At 47.1% G+C, this 15,917-nt stretch carries 16 protein-coding genes; 4 read left to right on the top strand and 12 right to left on the bottom strand.

Annotated features, from left to right (window positions below):
- The 8 genes from era to rpoE all read right to left on the bottom strand — a co-directional run bounded on the left by era (position 1) and on the right by rpoE (position 7,081).
- A complete protein-coding gene (era, locus tag OM978_RS00395; protein ID WP_008898015.1) occupies positions 1-897 on the bottom strand; it encodes a GTPase Era in 897 nt (298 codons plus the stop codon).
- The gene (gene rnc, locus OM978_RS00390) at positions 887-1,561 is read right to left on the bottom strand and encodes a ribonuclease III (protein WP_264344548.1); all 675 of its coding nucleotides are present in this window, start codon (positions 1,559-1,561) and stop codon (positions 887-889) included. Before rnc ends, era begins: the two co-directional genes overlap by 11 nt.
- Complete coding sequence (gene lepB / locus OM978_RS00385; protein WP_264344546.1) at positions 1,561-2,484, bottom strand: signal peptidase I; 924 nt, start codon at positions 2,482-2,484, stop codon at positions 1,561-1,563. Before lepB ends, rnc begins: the two co-directional genes overlap by 1 nt.
- Before the next feature lie 14 nt (positions 2,485-2,498).
- Positions 2,499-4,298 (bottom strand): translation elongation factor 4, encoded by a 1,800-nt coding sequence (gene lepA, locus OM978_RS00380; protein WP_413690769.1) that lies wholly within the window; start codon positions 4,296-4,298, stop codon positions 2,499-2,501.
- 160 nt (positions 4,299-4,458) lie between these two features.
- Positions 4,459-4,917 (bottom strand): SoxR reducing system RseC family protein, encoded by a 459-nt coding sequence (locus OM978_RS00375; RefSeq protein WP_264344544.1) that lies wholly within the window; start codon positions 4,915-4,917, stop codon positions 4,459-4,461.
- Positions 4,918-5,841 (bottom strand): MucB/RseB C-terminal domain-containing protein, encoded by a 924-nt coding sequence (locus OM978_RS00370; protein WP_264344541.1) that lies wholly within the window; start codon positions 5,839-5,841, stop codon positions 4,918-4,920.
- Positions 5,842-5,843: 2 nt separating this feature from the next.
- Positions 5,844-6,482 (bottom strand): sigma-E factor negative regulatory protein, encoded by a 639-nt coding sequence (locus OM978_RS00365; protein WP_264344539.1) that lies wholly within the window; start codon positions 6,480-6,482, stop codon positions 5,844-5,846.
- 23 nt (positions 6,483-6,505) lie between these two features.
- Positions 6,506-7,081 carry an RNA polymerase sigma factor RpoE gene (rpoE, locus tag OM978_RS00360; protein WP_264344538.1) on the bottom strand — a complete coding sequence of 192 codons (576 nt, stop codon included), beginning with the start codon at positions 7,079-7,081 and terminating at the stop codon, positions 6,506-6,508.
- Between the two features lie 212 nt (positions 7,082-7,293).
- On the opposite strand from rpoE, the gene nadB reads away from it, so the two are divergent.
- Positions 7,294-8,898 carry an L-aspartate oxidase gene (gene nadB / locus OM978_RS00355; RefSeq protein ID WP_264344537.1) on the top strand — a complete coding sequence of 535 codons (1,605 nt, stop codon included), beginning with the start codon at positions 7,294-7,296 and terminating at the stop codon, positions 8,896-8,898.
- Here nadB and OM978_RS00350 read toward each other — a convergent pair.
- Both OM978_RS00350 and OM978_RS00345 read right to left on the bottom strand, forming a co-directional pair.
- Positions 8,881-9,327 (bottom strand): protein YgfX, encoded by a 447-nt coding sequence (locus tag OM978_RS00350; protein WP_264344536.1) that lies wholly within the window; start codon positions 9,325-9,327, stop codon positions 8,881-8,883. The genes nadB and OM978_RS00350 overlap by 18 nt on opposite strands.
- Positions 9,305-9,556, bottom strand: coding sequence for a succinate dehydrogenase assembly factor 2 (locus tag OM978_RS00345; RefSeq protein WP_233009974.1), 252 nt, complete (start codon positions 9,554-9,556; stop codon positions 9,305-9,307). Before OM978_RS00345 ends, OM978_RS00350 begins: the two co-directional genes overlap by 23 nt.
- A 114-nt stretch (positions 9,557-9,670) precedes the next feature.
- On the opposite strand from OM978_RS00345, the gene ygfZ reads away from it, so the two are divergent.
- From ygfZ to OM978_RS00330, 3 genes are all read left to right on the top strand, one after another.
- Positions 9,671-10,645 (top strand): tRNA-modifying protein YgfZ, encoded by a 975-nt coding sequence (gene ygfZ / locus OM978_RS00340; protein ID WP_264344534.1) that lies wholly within the window; start codon positions 9,671-9,673, stop codon positions 10,643-10,645.
- 11 nt (positions 10,646-10,656) lie between these two features.
- Entirely contained in the window at positions 10,657-11,142 is a 486-nt protein-coding gene (locus OM978_RS00335) for an FKBP-type peptidyl-prolyl cis-trans isomerase (protein ID WP_264344533.1), read from the top strand.
- An 86-nt stretch (positions 11,143-11,228) separates the two neighbouring features.
- The gene (locus OM978_RS00330; protein ID WP_264344532.1) at positions 11,229-11,699 is read left to right on the top strand and encodes a CreA family protein; all 471 of its coding nucleotides are present in this window, start codon (positions 11,229-11,231) and stop codon (positions 11,697-11,699) included.
- Here the strand turns inward: OM978_RS00330 and OM978_RS00325 are convergent.
- Entirely contained in the window at positions 11,696-12,763 is a 1,068-nt protein-coding gene (locus OM978_RS00325) for an efflux RND transporter periplasmic adaptor subunit (protein WP_264344531.1), read from the bottom strand. The genes OM978_RS00330 and OM978_RS00325 overlap by 4 nt on opposite strands.
- Positions 12,750-15,836, bottom strand: coding sequence for an efflux RND transporter permease subunit (locus tag OM978_RS00320; protein ID WP_264344530.1), 3,087 nt, complete (start codon positions 15,834-15,836; stop codon positions 12,750-12,752). Before OM978_RS00320 ends, OM978_RS00325 begins: the two co-directional genes overlap by 14 nt.
- Between the last annotated feature and the right edge of the window lie 81 nt (positions 15,837-15,917).

Below are 15,917 nucleotides of genomic sequence, written 5' to 3'. Positions count from 1 at the left end.
TTAGTCTTCGCCGTAACCTAAGCTGCGCAAAGCACGCTCGTCATCGGCCCAACCTGATTTCACTTTGACCCAGACTTGTAAAAATACCGGTTGTTCAAACAAGGTTTCCATATCTTTACGGGCTTCAGTGGCGATGGTTTTAATACGTTCGCCTTTTTTACCTATCACCATCTGCTTTTGTGTGTCGCGTTCAACTAAAACTAAAGCAGCGATATGGTAGTGTTTTTCTTCCCATTTAAAGCGTTCAATTTCAACCGTGACTGCATAAGGCAATTCGTCACCAAGGAAACGCATCAGCTTTTCCCGGACTATTTCAGACGCCATAAAACGGCTGCTGCGGTCAGTGACATATTCTTCCGGGAAGAAGAATTCACAAGGAGGTAATTGTTTTTGTACCAACTCACGCAACGTCTGCACATTAGTACCTTTTTCAGCAGACAAAGGGATGATTTGCTGAAACTCAAGTTGACTACCAAGCCACTGTAAATGCGGCAGTAAATCTTCTTTGTCTTTGTATAAGTCGACTTTATTCACCACTAACAGCACCGGCTTTTTTGCCGCGATCAGACGGTTTAACACCATTTGATCGTCGTCCGTCCAGCGGGTACCTTCAACCACAAAAATAATCAGCTCTACATCCAGTATCGTACTGGCTGCAGCTTTGTTCATCAGGCGGTTAATGGCACGCTTTTCTTCGATATGCAAACCTGGTGTATCCACATACACAGTCTGGTAATTATCCTGCGTGTCTATGCCGACAATACGGTGACGGGTGGTCTGGGGTTTACGCGAAGTAATACTGACCTTCTGACCCACCAGCTGGTTTAATAAAGTGGATTTACCCACGTTCGGACGGCCAACTATAGCAACCAGTCCGGCAAAAGTTTCAGAGGTCATTTTTAACTTGTTCCAACAAAATCCGTGCTGAATCCTGTTCAGCTTTACGTCTGGAATTACCAGACGCGATAACAGGCGCTCTGCCCTGCACAGTACAACGCACAGTAAACACCTGATCGTGGTCGTCGCCTTGAGTATCGATCACTTCATACAAAGGCAAAGGTAAACGACGGCCCTGCAGGTATTCCTGCAGCTGGGTTTTACTGTCTTTTTGTACACCAGGCTGGATGCCGGTTAGACGGCTGCCGTACCAGCTTAGAATCCGCTCTTTACAGGCTTCAATACCAGCATCTAAGAAGATAGCACCTAAAATGGCTTCAACAGCGTCGGCCTGAATAGATTCACGGCGTAAGCCACCGCTTTTCATTTCACCAGGGCCAAGCCGTAAAAATTCAGCCAGTTCCAGTTCTTTGGCTATTTCAGCCAAAGTCACGCCCTTCACCAAAGAAGAACGCATGCGGGTTAAATCGCCTTCGCGGGCTTTAGGAAAATGCAGATACAGAGCTTCAGCAATCACCATGCTGAGCAGGGCATCGCCTAAAAATTCCAGCCGCTCATTATGTTCACCTTTGCAACTGCGGTGAGTCAGGGCTTGTTCGAGTAGCGCGACCTGCTGAAACTGGTAACCCAGCTTTTTCATCAGGCCGCTGACAGGTTTTTGCATTAATTAATTTTGCCTAAACGTTCAAAACGAACTCCGACCGGCACCCATGCAGGCAACCAGTTGTCCGGGTCGTCACTAAATTCAAAACTCATCCAGATAAATACCGCTTTACCGACCAGATTTTCTTCAGGTACAAAACCCCAGAAACGGCTATCACGGCTATTGTCACGGTTATCACCTAAAGCAAAATAGTGGCCTTCAGGTACGATAAACTCTTCAATAGCGGTACCTGGCTGCTTGTAGTAGTTCATCAGTTGTTCTGACTTAAATGGATGCTGCAGTATGTCGTGTTTATGCTCGCCAAATTGCTCTGAATAACGTTTGGTGGGCAATTCGCCATCCATAAACTCGCCTTCCGCCTGCAATGTCAAAGGTACGGCCTTTAGACCAGGACAAGTGCTTTTATCTGCGGCAGTACAAGCAGGCTGAATAAACAGCTGCTTGTTTTTGTAAACAATACGGTCACCAGGCAAACCCACGGTACGCTTGATAAAGTCGATCGTTGGCTGCTCCGGATATTTAAATACGATCACGTCGCCGCGTTCTGGACGACCTGTGGTGATCAGCGGCTTACGCCATACCGGATCTTTCACATCGTACGAAAACTTCTCCACCAGAATAAAATCACCAACCAATAAAGTTGGCATCATCGACCCTGATGGGATCTGGAACGGCTCGTATAAAAACGAACGGATAATGGTGATAGCCAGAATCAACGGGAAAATCTCTTTGGCCGTTTCTGCCAGATAAGAGGGTTTTTCCAGTTGCTCAATAGCATGTAACGGCAGGCCACCGGCTGCGGCAGCCTGAGCAGTCGCAACTTTAACTTTACGTTTTGGTGCAAAAACCAGTATGTCGATCAACCAGATTAAACCACTGGCTAAGGTCAATACTACGAGGAAAATTGCAAAATAACCTGCCATAACTACCCTTGTTGTTATTTACCGACTTTAAGAATGGCAAGGAAGGCTTCCTGTGGAACTTCCACATTACCTACCTGCTTCATACGTTTTTTACCGTCTTTCTGCTTCTGCAACAGCTTTTTCTTCCGGCTGATGTCGCCGCCATAACATTTGGCTAATACGTTTTTACGTAATTGCTTGACCGTAGTTCGGGCAATCACGTGTGCGCCAATAGCAGCCTGAATGGCAATATCAAACATCTGACGAGGGATCAGCTCTTTCAGTTTCTCAGCCAACTCACGGCCACGGCCTTGTGCAAAGTCTTTGTGGCTGATAATTGCTAAAGCGTCTACCCGCTCACCGTTGATCAGAATATCAACCCGTGACATTTCAGAAGTCTGGAAACGTTTAAAAGCATAATCCAGCGACGCATAACCGCGGCTGGTAGACTTTAAGCGGTCGAAGAAATCCATCACTACTTCTGCCATTGGCAGTTCATACACCACCGCAACCTGACGGCCGTGGTAGGTCATGTTCATCTGTACACCACGTTTCTCAATACAAAGGTTAATCACGTTACCTAAGTATTCCTGTGGTACCAGAATATGAGCTTCAACTATTGGCTCACGAATTTCATCAATATTGCCCACTGGCGGTAATGCACTTGGGTTATCCACCATCACTGTCTCACCATTTTTGGTGATGACTTCGTACACTACGGTAGGAGCTGTGGTGATTAAATCCAGATCGTATTCACGCTCTAAACGTTCCTGAATGATTTCCATATGTAACATACCAAGGAAACCAATACGGAAACCAAAACCTAAAGCGCCTGAGCTCTCTGGTTCATAAAACAGTGAAGAGTCGTTTAAGCTGAGTTTTTCCAACGCATCACGGAAATCTTCGTAATCGTCTGAAGATACTGGGAATACACCGGCATACACCTGAGGTTTAATACGCTTAAAGCCTGGTAATGGCTCAGTGGCTGAGTTTTTAGATAAAGTTAAAGTATCGCCCACCGGCGCGCCTTTAATTTCCTTAATGCCGCAGATCACAAAACCTACTTCACCTGTACTTAAAATACCTGTGTTGTTGGCTTTAGGGGTAAAGACACCGACTTTATCGACTTCGTACACCATACCGGTCGACATCACTTTGATTTTGTCTTTTAACTGGATTTTGCCGTGTTTCACACGAACCAGTGACACTACGCCCTGATACGGGTCAAACCAGGAATCGATGATTAAGGCCTGAGTAGGACCATCCACATCACCTTCAGGGCAAGGAATATTGGCGACTATAGTCTCCAGTACATCTTCAATACCTAAACCGGTTTTGGCAGAACACTGCACAGCACCTATGGCTTCGATACCGATAATGTCTTCAATTTCTTCGGCAACGCGGTCCGGGTCAGCTTGTGGTAAGTCGATTTTGTTCAGAATTGGCAAAACTTCGAGGTTCATTTCCAGCGCTGTGTAGCAGTTGGCTACGGTCTGAGCTTCTACACCCTGACCGGCATCAACCACTAATAAAGCACCTTCACAGGCGGCCAAAGAACGGCTGACTTCATAGGTAAAGTCAACGTGGCCTGGCGTATCGATAAAGTTAAGCTGGTAAGTTTCGCCATCTTTGGCTTTGTAATGCAAGGTAACGCTTTGGGCTTTAATGGTGATGCCACGCTCACGTTCCAGATCCATTGAATCTAAAACCTGCGCCTGCATTTCACGATCGGTTAGGCCACCACAAAATTGGATCAGACGATCAGACAGCGTAGATTTGCCGTGGTCGATGTGGGCTATGACTGAAAAGTTACGAATATGAGTAATTTTTGGCATTTTTTCCGCTAAAGCTGCTATCAGGTGGCCCCACTCTGACCCTTATGGTCACAAACCGGGCGAACACCAAAGTTGATTCAGATAAATTTGCCGCGAATTGTACTCGATCTCTGCATTGGTTGCTATGTGTTCAGATGTTACGGCGGATTTCAGCGGAGTATTAATCTGTAATACGGATATGTTGCACGGCCAGTTCTGGTAATACAGCGAGGATTTCTATTTGTTCTTGTTGAGCCGCCGGGCCACTGAAAAATCGGGCGACACCAAAACCAGCTAGCAAAGCAGTTAAAGACCCAAGCACTATGGCACTTTCCGCCAGTTGTAATCGGCTAAGCAAAGCAGCCACAGCAATAAGGCAAAACAACGGCAGTAAGTACAATAAAGCCGCAGCAGACAACAGATGTTGTTCGCTCACGGCTATTTTCACTTTTTGTCCTTCCAATAACTGCAATGGACTTTTGACAAAAAACAGGTTTTCACGCGGAGTTAAAGCTTTAGCCACTACACCAGTGCCACAGTCGTTATTGGCCTGACAGGCATTACAGCTGCTGACACTTTGAGTTTTTAGCCAGACACCGTCGGTCTGGCTTTTCATCACAGTGGCAATTTCTTCGATCATTTAACGCACCGACTCGGCAATTTGCCTGGCATTTTCAATAGACACAGGGCCAATTACTGTCACATCAAACTGGTTTTTTGGCATCACGAAAATAGTCGTCGCGCCATCCCGGAAAGCCTGAGCAGGCAGACTTGCGCTAGGTTGCACAAACACAGATACCTGATGCAAGCCATCGGACAACAACCATTGTTCCAGTACCTGTTGAGGAACCATAGCAGCGGTCACCGCAACTTGCTGATAACCTTCAGGTAACCAGGACAATTCCAGCGGACTTTCGGGCAAAGCTGTGGTTGGCATTGACTCAGCAACAGCAGGTAATTCGGCATTAGCCGCCACATTCAAAGTTTCAGGTAATGCAGAATGCGGCAGAATATGAGTAACAACCCAACGTTCTAACACCTCGTTTTGCACCGTTAAAGTATCTATTTTGAGCGGAAAACCAGTTTGGCTGTCTAACCATAACCAATAACCTGGTCTGCCATTTTGTAGCGGTGTTAACCGCAATAATTGGGCGGAACGGCCAGATAATTGTGTTGCACCACCAGGCACTGCGTCATACAGCGCTTTGATAGACTCGATATCGCGATACAACAAGGCAGGCAATTCTTTGATAGTACTGCTATTGGTCGCCAGCGGTGTTTTCTCAGGTGCGATGTAATACACCATATGATCACGACGCAGAATTTCAACACCACTTTGTTCCAGCGGCATCAGCTGTTCTATCTCGGTATCATTTTGTACACCGTGCACCCAACGGTAACTGTCTACCTGATTAGGTTTGATGACAACAAAGGAGGCTTCGAAATTGAATTGACGAACTGAGCTTTGACTACGCTCAAACCACTCCCAACCCGAGACTTCAGCGAAGCTCAGGTTGGAGTAAAACAAGATGATCAAGGCACTACTTAAGCCTTTCCAACCCATATTTATTGCTCTTGTCTTGGTTTCTCAGCTGGAGTTTCCGGAATGTTCTGCTGCGCAGTATCCATGACTCTGATTTGCTGACGATGTGCCTGCAACAATTGCTGCAAACGTTTTTGTTGTTCCAGCATAGCCTGACGTTGTTCCTGTTCAAAACGGGAATCCACTGAGGTTTGGCTCAAGCTAACTGGCGTAGCAAAACCAGCCACTGGCTGAGTTTGTAACACAGGTAAAGGTGAGTTCAGGTCTGCATCCTGACCAGCGCCCTGGAACTGCTGAACACCTAACACAGCAATTAATGCCACGCTGGCGGCTACAGTGCCCTGAAAGCCAGTTTTAAACCAACCGGTATTGGCAGCTTCACCCAGTTTTTTCCAGAACGACACTGGCGTATCTTGTCTGTGAACTAGTGGGTTGCTTTCTAACTGATAAGCAGGTTCCTGATCTAACAGGCTGGCAAAGTTATCTGCAAACTGCATATCCAGCTGAGCCGGCAATTCATTACGAATGGCAGCGCCAATCAAATGATAACGCGCGAAGCTCTGCTGTAATTCAGCGTCCTGCAGTAAACTGTCTAATTGTTCAGGGCTAATTGCTTGGTTATCACTAGCAGCCGAGAGCCAATCTGATTTTTCTGACAACATACCGATTCCTGTTTAGTAGAGGTTCAACTAATGAGCGGTTTCAACTGCGCATCAATAGCTTCACGTGCACGGAAAATCCTGCTTCTGACTGTCCCTATAGGACAACCCATCACTTCCGCAATCTCTTCGTAACTCAAACCATCCAATTCACGCAAAGTTATAGCTGTACGTAATTCGTCTGGCAACTTTTCAATGGTATCGAACACTACGTGCCGGATTTCTTCGGATAACAATAGTTTTTCCGGAGAGTCCTGCTCTTTTAACGCATCGCTGCCGTCATAAAACTCGGCATCGTCCGCATCTACGTCAGTAGATGGTGGTTTGCGTCCTGTCGCTACCAGGTAATTTTTAGCGCTGTTCACAGCTATACGGTACAACCAGGTGTAAAATGCACTCTCGCCACGAAAACCGGGAATAGCACGGTAAGCTTTAATAAAGGCTTCCTGAGCTACATCCGCCACATCGCCATGGTTAGAGACATAACGTGAGATTAAGTTCGCAATCCGATGCTGGTATTTTTTTACCAACACATTAAAGGCTGCTTTATCCCCTTGTTGTACCCGCTGGACAATCTGCCAATCCAATTCTTGCTCGCTCATCCGAGCCTTTCCCCTAATGCTAAATACTACTTTCTTTTTGCAACTGGCGCTCGTCAAGCGTACCCTTATGACTGGAAGCTATATGAATAGTTCTTGGAATAAGTAAAAAAAGTTACAATTTGCCGTTTCTGATACGGCCAGTTGCCGAAAAGTAGCGTATAAAGACCCAAATTACAGACATTTATGTGTTTTTGACTGAATAAGTGTATCCCATGCAACAACAAAAAAAACATCTTTGTGACGTATTAATTATCGGCAGCGGCGCTGCAGGTTTATCGCTGGCTTTGCATCTGGCCGACAACGCTAAAGTGATAGTGCTGAGTAAGGGCCCTTTACGTGAAGGCTCTACCTTATATGCTCAGGGTGGCATAGCTGCTGTTTTTGATGAAAACGACAGTATTGCCTCTCATGTGGACGACACCTTAATAGCTGGCGCTGGTTTGTGTGAAGAAGCCGCAGTGCAATTTACTGCTGAACACGCCAAAGATGCGATGGAATGGTTAATAGCCCAGGGCGTGCCTTTTGATCAGTACAAAGACGAAGATGGCGTACTGAAATACCACCTGACCCGCGAAGGCGGCCACAGCCACAGACGTATTTTGCACGCAGCAGATGCCACAGGTCGCGCTGTGCAAATCACACTGGTTGAGCAAGTCAAAGGCCATCCGAATATTCAGTTGCTGGAAAATTACAACGCTATAGATTTAATCACCTCCAGCAAATTAGGTTTAGCTGAGCAAAAGTGCCACGGCGCTTATGTCTGGAACCGTGACGAAGAACATGTAGAAGTGATAGGCGCTAAATGTATTGCGCTGGCAACAGGCGGCGCCAGTAAAGTGTATCTGTACACCAGCAATCCTGATGTAGCCAGCGGTGATGGTATAGCTATGGCCTGGCGTGCCGGTTGCAGCGTAGCCAATATGGAATTTAATCAGTTCCACCCCACCAGTTTGTATCACCCTGAAGCACAAAATTACTTGATCACTGAAGCTATGCGTGGTGAAGGTGCCTACTTAAAACGGCCGGATGGTAGTCGTTTTATGCCGGATTTTGATGAAAGAGCCGAATTAGCACCACGCGACATAGTCGCCAGGGCTATCGACTATGAAATGAAAAAGTTGGGCGCACATTGTGTGTATCTGGATATCAGCCACAAGCCAAAAGACTTTATCATTGAGCATTTCCCGACTATTTACGCCAAGTGTTTAAGCGTCGGTATCGACATTACCAAACAACCTATCCCTGTGGTTCCGGCTGCGCATTACACTTGTGGTGGCGTCATGACGAACCTCAATGGCCAGACCGATATTGATAATCTGTATGCTGTAGGTGAAGTGGCCTATACGGGCTTGCATGGCGCTAACCGCATGGCCAGTAATTCCTTACTCGAATGTGTGGTATTTGCCCAGGCGGCAGCCCGGCATATTAAACAGCAACTGGAATCCACCCGCTTAGTGACTGAACTGCCTTGCTGGGACGAAAGCCGCGTCATTGACTCTGATGAAGAGGTAGTGATTACTCACAACTGGCACGAATTACGACTTTTTATGTGGGATTATGTCGGCATAGTCCGCACTGAAAAACGTTTAGAGCGGGCGTTACACCGAGTAGAGCTGTTGCAGCGCGAAATTCAGGATTATTACCGTAATTTCCGCGTCAGTAATAACCTGTTGGAGTTGCGTAATTTAACTATGGTGGCTGAGCTGATTATCCGTAGTGCTATGGCACGTAAAGAAAGTCGTGGCCTGCATTACAATCTGGATTATCCGGATCAGTTAGCAGAACCAACACCTACCATTTTAACGCCGGTTCGCTGAGCCGGCTTGTTGTTGCCATTTTACGCTCTGGCATACCCGTGCCAGACTGCGAAAATTTTCTTCCGATAAGTTATCTCTGTACAGCCATAATTGCTGTGGCCGCTGTTCAGTGTCCTGCCAGCGTAACCAAATCCCGAACTGAGATACTAAAGACTCTGCCGATAACTGCCCTGCTGGCAGTTCGTCCTGCCACCATTTCAGCTCGCCCTTTTCACTTAAAAACAGCAGTCGCGCTTTGACGGGTTCTTGCCATTGCCGTAACAGTTGATAAAAACAGAAAAACAACCAGGGCCAAAGCACCAGCCACCATAGGGCATAAAAAGGTTGCAGCAGAAAAATAAGCAGAATGAATAAGCTTTGCGCCAGATACACAATCCGGCGCATGCGGGATGGCACAAAACTAAGGTTATACCCGTACTCTGTTAACAATGATATTCACCATAGCCTGCAGCTCTGGATCTGTGGATTTGCCATGTCCCATAAACCAGGCGAATAAATCCGGGTCATCACAAGCTAACAAGGCTTCAAAAGTGTATTTTTGTGTATCTGTTAAAGCGTCGTAGCCTTCTTCAACAAAAGGGGCTAGCAAAACGTCCAGTTCCAACATGCCACGACGACAAGCCCAACGCAGGCGGGGTTTACCCATTAATTCTTTCATTACAGCTTTCCTTTTGTTGGTAATAGCCGGATTCTAACAAAAAAACCATACAGGGGTTGAGCTTTTGGCTAAATCCCCCAATGATCGACTTAGTATTCTAAGAGACTTACCCTTATGCAAGCATCCTGGATCAGTGCAGATCAACTCGCTTCTTTATCGACTTCAGTGCAAGGCGCCTTTATCAGTCCGCTGCCGGGCTTTGAAAGCCTGATTATTGCAGGGCCGGATAACCGTAAATACCTGCAGGGTCAGGTCACTGCGGATTTAAACACTTTGACAGCCGAAAACTTCCTGCGTGGCGCTCATTGTGATGCCAAAGGCAAAATGTGGGCCCAGTTTCATCTATGTGCCGATGGCGAAGCCTTGTGGTACATAGGCTTTCGTGACGAACTGCAGGCCTCAGCCACTCAACTGAAAAAGTTTGGTGTGTTTTCTAAAGTCAGCTTTGAAGCTGGCCATGACAGCCTGGCTATTTTAGGTATCAGTGGTACTGGCACAGCGGCTTTACTGGAGAAATTGGGTTACACCCAGCCTGTCGCTGCCGGCCAGTTAAGCTCTGTAGCTGGCGGTAAATTGCTGCGTTTAGCTGACGATCATTATTTGTTAGTGTTGGATTTTGCCCATGCAAGGCAATTATTAGCGGAACAATCCAGCAGTCTTGCAGCTCCAACTTTGTGGTTAGCACAGCATATTCAGCAAGGTTTTTCCTATTTAGAGCAGGCTGTGATTGGCGAATACGTGCCACAGATGCTGAATTTGCAAAGTATCGACGCCATTAGTTTTACCAAAGGTTGTTATATAGGCCAGGAAACTGTGGCCCGAATGAAATATCTGGGTAAAAATAAAAGAGCTGCTTATATCCTCAAAAGTCAAACTGAGGAAACTCCGGCCAGCGGCACAGATATTGAAGTACAATGGTCGGAAAACTGGCGTCGGGTTGGCCAGGTCATTAATGCGGTGAATATTCAGGGGCAACTTTGGGTGTTGGCGGTGTTACCGAACGATATTAACCCAGCTGATCCACTGCGATTAGCAACTCCGGATGCATCGGTTGTAGTTATATCACCTTTGCCCTATTCACTCGCGTAACTGAGGTTTGCATGAGCATACAAGCAGAAAAAGTAGTCGCCATTCATTACACTGTGGCAGATAAAGCAGGCAACGAATTAGATAGTTCAGCTGGCGGAGAACCGCTGGTGTTTATTTTTGGTACAGGCGCCTTGATTCACGGTTTAGAGCAGGCTTTATTAGGTAAAACTGTGGGCGACAAGTTCACAGCAGAAGTACCAGCGGCAGAAGCCTATGGTGATCGTCATGATGAATTAACTCAGGCGGTACCACGTAATTTATTCGAAGGCATGGATGTACAGGTTGGCATGCGTTTCCGCGCTGCAGGCCCGGACGGCCGTGAGCAATCTGTAATTGTGTTAGACGTGACAGAAGACGAAGTGGTCGTAGACGGTAATCACCCACTGTCAGGCATTGACCTGACCTTTAATGTGGAAGTGATTTTAGTCCGCGATGCAACAGATGAAGAATTGGCCCATGGCCATGTGCATGGTTTAGACGGCCACGCCGGACACTAAACAAAAAAACGGAGTCGCAAGACTCCGTTTTTTCTTGTGGATCTATGTGAGCTTTGGGTATTCATAAATTAAAAGGATGATGAACAATGAAAAAATGGCTTTTGGTTTTGACCGCTCTTGGCCTTGCGGCTTGTTCTGAAAAAGAAGTAGCGGATGTCAGCTTAGGTTTATTCACCACCAAAGACATTAAAATTCAGACCTTTAACGACCCCAAAATTCCAGGTGTGACTTGTCATATCAGCCATGTTGAAGCCAATCTGGATTTTGCTGATCCATCGGATATGTCGATCGCTTGCCGCCAGACCGGTGAAATCACCCAAAGCATGCTGCAGGACATTGATAAATCCAAAAACGGCGAAGTGATTTTCAGCACCTCAAAAAGCATTTTATTTAAGCACTTAAAAATTCGCCGCATTCTGGACAACAGTAGCCAGACCTTGTTGTATTTGTCTTACTCCACCAAAGAAAGCACCGGCAGCTACAAACATTCGCTGACCAGCGTGCCACTCTGGGGCACTGCGGCATGGCAAGATAAAGCGCCAGCCAAAACGCCTTAAGTTTTTACAGGGAACTCTTTGTCGGTCAGCACCTTCACTTTATCGCCTTGAGTTAAGGTGTCGCCGCCACGGATCACGATTTGTTCACCCGCTGACAACTCCGCATCCACAGCGATCAACTTCCCCATGCCCTGACCTAAGACCACGGCCTTTTGCTGAGCTTTTTGTTCGCTATCAACCACAAACACAAACTGGCCTTCACTTTTGACTACGACTGCATCCCGTGGCACTAACAGCTGTTGACGGGCTATCGCAGTAGGCACAGCGACAGAGACTAACTGACCGACCTGGAAGTTAGCCAGTAACTGCTCCGGTACTTTGATGCGGGCTTCAAAGGTTTGTGAACGCATATCAGAGACTGGGATCAGATTGCGTACAGGCAACTGACTTTCGCCGCCACTATGAAACACCTGCAACAATTGGTTTTGCTGTAAAAAGGCGGCGTATTTCAGCGGCGCAAACACCACTACTTCCAAATCACTTAAATTCACCAGCCGCACTAAAGCGTCCGTTCTGCTGATGTCTTCACCATATTGATGGAAACGCTGCGCCACAACGCCGGCAAAAGGGGCTTTGACTGAGCTGCGATCAATTTGATCCTGCAACTGCGCCAGCTGGGCGCGCAATAATTTAAGTTCAGCTTCAGCTCCGTCGCGATCAGCACTGATTTGATCCAGTTGAGTTAAGGCAACGCTGTTATTTTTACTCAATTCAAGCAAACGCTCCGTGTCCTTTTGCAAACGTCGCCACTGAATATCAGCTTTACTGATACGGGCATGCATTTCATCGACGCGCAGCTGCAAAGGTGTGGTGTCCAAACGCGCTATCACTTCATCCTGTTTAATTTGAGTGCCGGGTTCAGCCAGCCACAATAAACGCCCCTCTACACCAGCGGTCACATCAGCCTGATACCGGCTTTGTACCTGAGCTGTCACCATGGTATGAGGCAACATCACCTGCTGTTGCACCTGTGCCACACTGACCACTTTTTCTGGAGGGGTCTGCGCGACCAGGTAAGGGGAACAAAATAAAGCCGTAGTCAGAACCCATTTATGAAGTTGCATCAGAGATCTCCAAAGGAAGAGTAGCCCGTTCGTTTTCGCGGGCTGTAGAAGTCAAACGCAATAAAGCTGGCATTAGCACCAGACTAAACAGCATGCTAAAGGTCATACCGCCGACAATCACAGCAGCTAAACCCCGGTATATTTCGGAACCGACACCAGGCATCAGCACCAGTGGCAACATGCCAAAAATGCTGGTTAAAGTACTCATAAAAATCGGTCTGGAGCGAGTCAGAATGGCCTGGTACAAAGCTTGATCCAGAGTTTCGCCCTCAAGTTGGCTTTGCCGACACTGATCCACTAATAAAATGGCGTTGTTAACCACCAGCCCAAGCAAAATGACAAAACCTATCATGGTCAGTAAATCCAGTGACTGAAAGGTCACCAGATTGAGTAATCGCAGTGCCACCACACCACCCAAAATGGCCATAGGCATGGTCAGAACGACCAGCAAACTATCTTTGGCGGAACGAAATAAAGCGGCCATCAGCAGAAACAGAATAAACACAGCTACAGCAAAGTTTTTCCCCATTTCTGTCATGGCATGAGACAAACGGTCCGCATTACCACGAAACTGCACTGAAATTTGCTCCGGCATTTCATCACGTAAAGGGGTCATCAGCTCACGTTGCAAAATTTGCATGGCTTCATCCAGCGCCATGGTGGCGGGAGGTGTGACTTGCAGGCTAATGGTTCGCAGACCATTGACCCTTTGTAAGGAGGTAGGGCCTGTGGTGTAATTCAGTTCACTCAATTGACCCAGGGTTTGACCACCAGAACCTGGTGTATACAAAGGGGTGGCCGTTAATTGCTCCGGAGTTTGCCAGCCTTGGCCTTTGAGAATAATGTCCATCCGCTCGTTACCATCAAAGTATTCACCAATATAAATACCGTCTGTTACAGCGCGCACCATATTCGCGACAGTAAAACGGTCTACTCCACTTTGTGCAATACGGTTTTCATCCGGCGTTAAACGCAGCTCAGGCTGAGCCAATGCCAGATCAGGCACGGGCCGCACTGTAGCGCCGGGTAATAATTTTTCGATTTTTGGCATAGCAGCTGCCGCCTGCTGCATAAGCTGCGGTACGTCAGGCCCCTGGAAATCTAAATTTAATTCGCGGCCACTGCCAAAGCCAAAGTTAAATAATGAGCCTTGTACGCTAAAGGCATTGGTATCCGGCAATCCCACCAGAATTTCTTCCCGCAGTAACTTAATCATATCCTCTATACTGTCCGGGTCTTCGGCGTAGACAAAAAGCACGTTAAAGCCCCTGTTAACCGACAGGTTATAACCCTTAATAGCAGGATATTTTTTCTCCTGATAATAAGGCCGTAACCGGGCCACCAGCAGATCGCCTATCTCTTGCTCCAGCACCTGCATATTGGATCCAGGCGGCAGAGAGAAACCGGAAAAAACCGTATCAATAGAAGCCTGAGGCAAAAAATCAGCTTTGGGTAATAACAAAGCGATCAAGAAAGCAGAGCCAGGCACAAACAAAGCTACCCATGCCCATGCCAGCTTGCGGTTTCTGGTGAAACGGCTCAGGTTACTGGCCAGCTTTTGCCAGAACAACAACACTGACTCTTTCCCGGTTTGAGGTTTTAACCAATACAAAGAAGCAACGGGTAAGACAGTTAAAGCCACCAGTAAAGAAGCGGTCACAGCCACAGCTAAAGTCAGCGCCAAATCATAAAACAGCTGGCCTTCAACCCCTTGCATAAATAACACTGGCACAAAGATGGCCACAGTAGTAGCTGTAGAAGCCCAGAGCGCGCTGCTGACCTGAGCAGTGCCTTTTTTCACGGCCTGTTCCAGCGCTAAACCCTGCTGCAATAAGCGCACTATGTTTTCCTGCACTATAATGGCTGCGTCCAACACCATACCTACCGCAAAAGCCAGGCCAGCCAAAGACACTACATTCAGTGAACGGCCAAATAAGTCCAGTACCATAATGGACATCATTAACGAAACCGGAATGGTTAAACCAATCAGTAGAGTGGCCTGCCAACCGCGTAAAAACAGATACAAAATGCCAAGCGCCAGAGCTATGCCCAAAACCAGATTGCCATTCACCAGCTCTATGGCTCTTTTAATATGCACAGAAGCATCAAAACTCAGCACTATTTCAATGCCTTTATTTTGCAGTTCGTTTTGATTTAAATCGGCGATTTCTTTGTTCAGAGCATCAAGAATTTCAACAGTGTTCGAACCAGCGGCACGCTGCAATGAGATGTAAAACGCCGGATAGCCATTACGTTTGGTAAAACCGGCCTGTTCAGCATAATCAATTTTTACTTCTGCCACTTCATGCAAATACACAGGCCTGTCGTTTTGATAAGCCACTACCATTTGCTCGTATTGTGCAGGGTCGTACTGCCCAACAAAACGCACTGTGTATTCCCGCCGTCCAACTTCGGCAAAGCCACCAGACACATTGCTGGCCCTGCCAATACGTGAGCTTAATTGATCAACAGACAAACCCAGAGCGGCCAGACGATAGGGGTCAAAAACTATATGCAGCTCTTTAGCACGACGGCTGGCTAAATCAACCTGGGACACGCCTGCTATGGCTTTTAATCTGGGGTACACCACATCATCAATCACAGGCTGCAGGGCGGTAAAGTCAGCGTCAGCATTCTCGTCCAGCTTACGGATTAACAAACTCGCGACAGCACCGCCCCCACTGTTCAGTGAAACCACTGGTTCAGCCGCTTCACGAGGGCGAGGGGGTGCCTGATTTAACGCATTGATCACGTTCAGCATGGCTTGCTGCATATCCTGACCCACATCAAAAGTCAGAGTAATAAAACCAAAACCAGCGCCAATAAAGCTGCTGCTTTCTGTCACGCCAGGTACAGTGCGAAGCGCAGCTTCCTGTGGTTCAATAATGGTTGATTCCATTTCTTCAGGCGCAGCGGCCCGCCAGCCATTCTGAATAAAAATTTGGGGTTGTTCGATCGAAGGCAAAAGCTGAACAGGCAACTTAGCCACAGCAAGCAGACCAAATAACACCATAATCAGGCTGACCACCACCACAGCGGCCGGATTTTTTATACTGCTTCGGGTTAAGTTCATCACTCTGTTCTACTCTATTCTGGGACAAGATAGCCGATAGATGGCAGTGTAAATGTACCTGTCATAGGCTCCAGTTCACTG

It is taken from the genome of Rheinheimera sp. MM224, assembly GCF_947090785.1.
Taxonomy (GTDB): Bacteria; Pseudomonadota; Gammaproteobacteria; order Enterobacterales; family Alteromonadaceae; genus Pararheinheimera.
The sequence above is the reverse complement of the archived record's forward strand: the minus strand, read 5'-3'. Positions and strand labels throughout refer to the sequence as shown.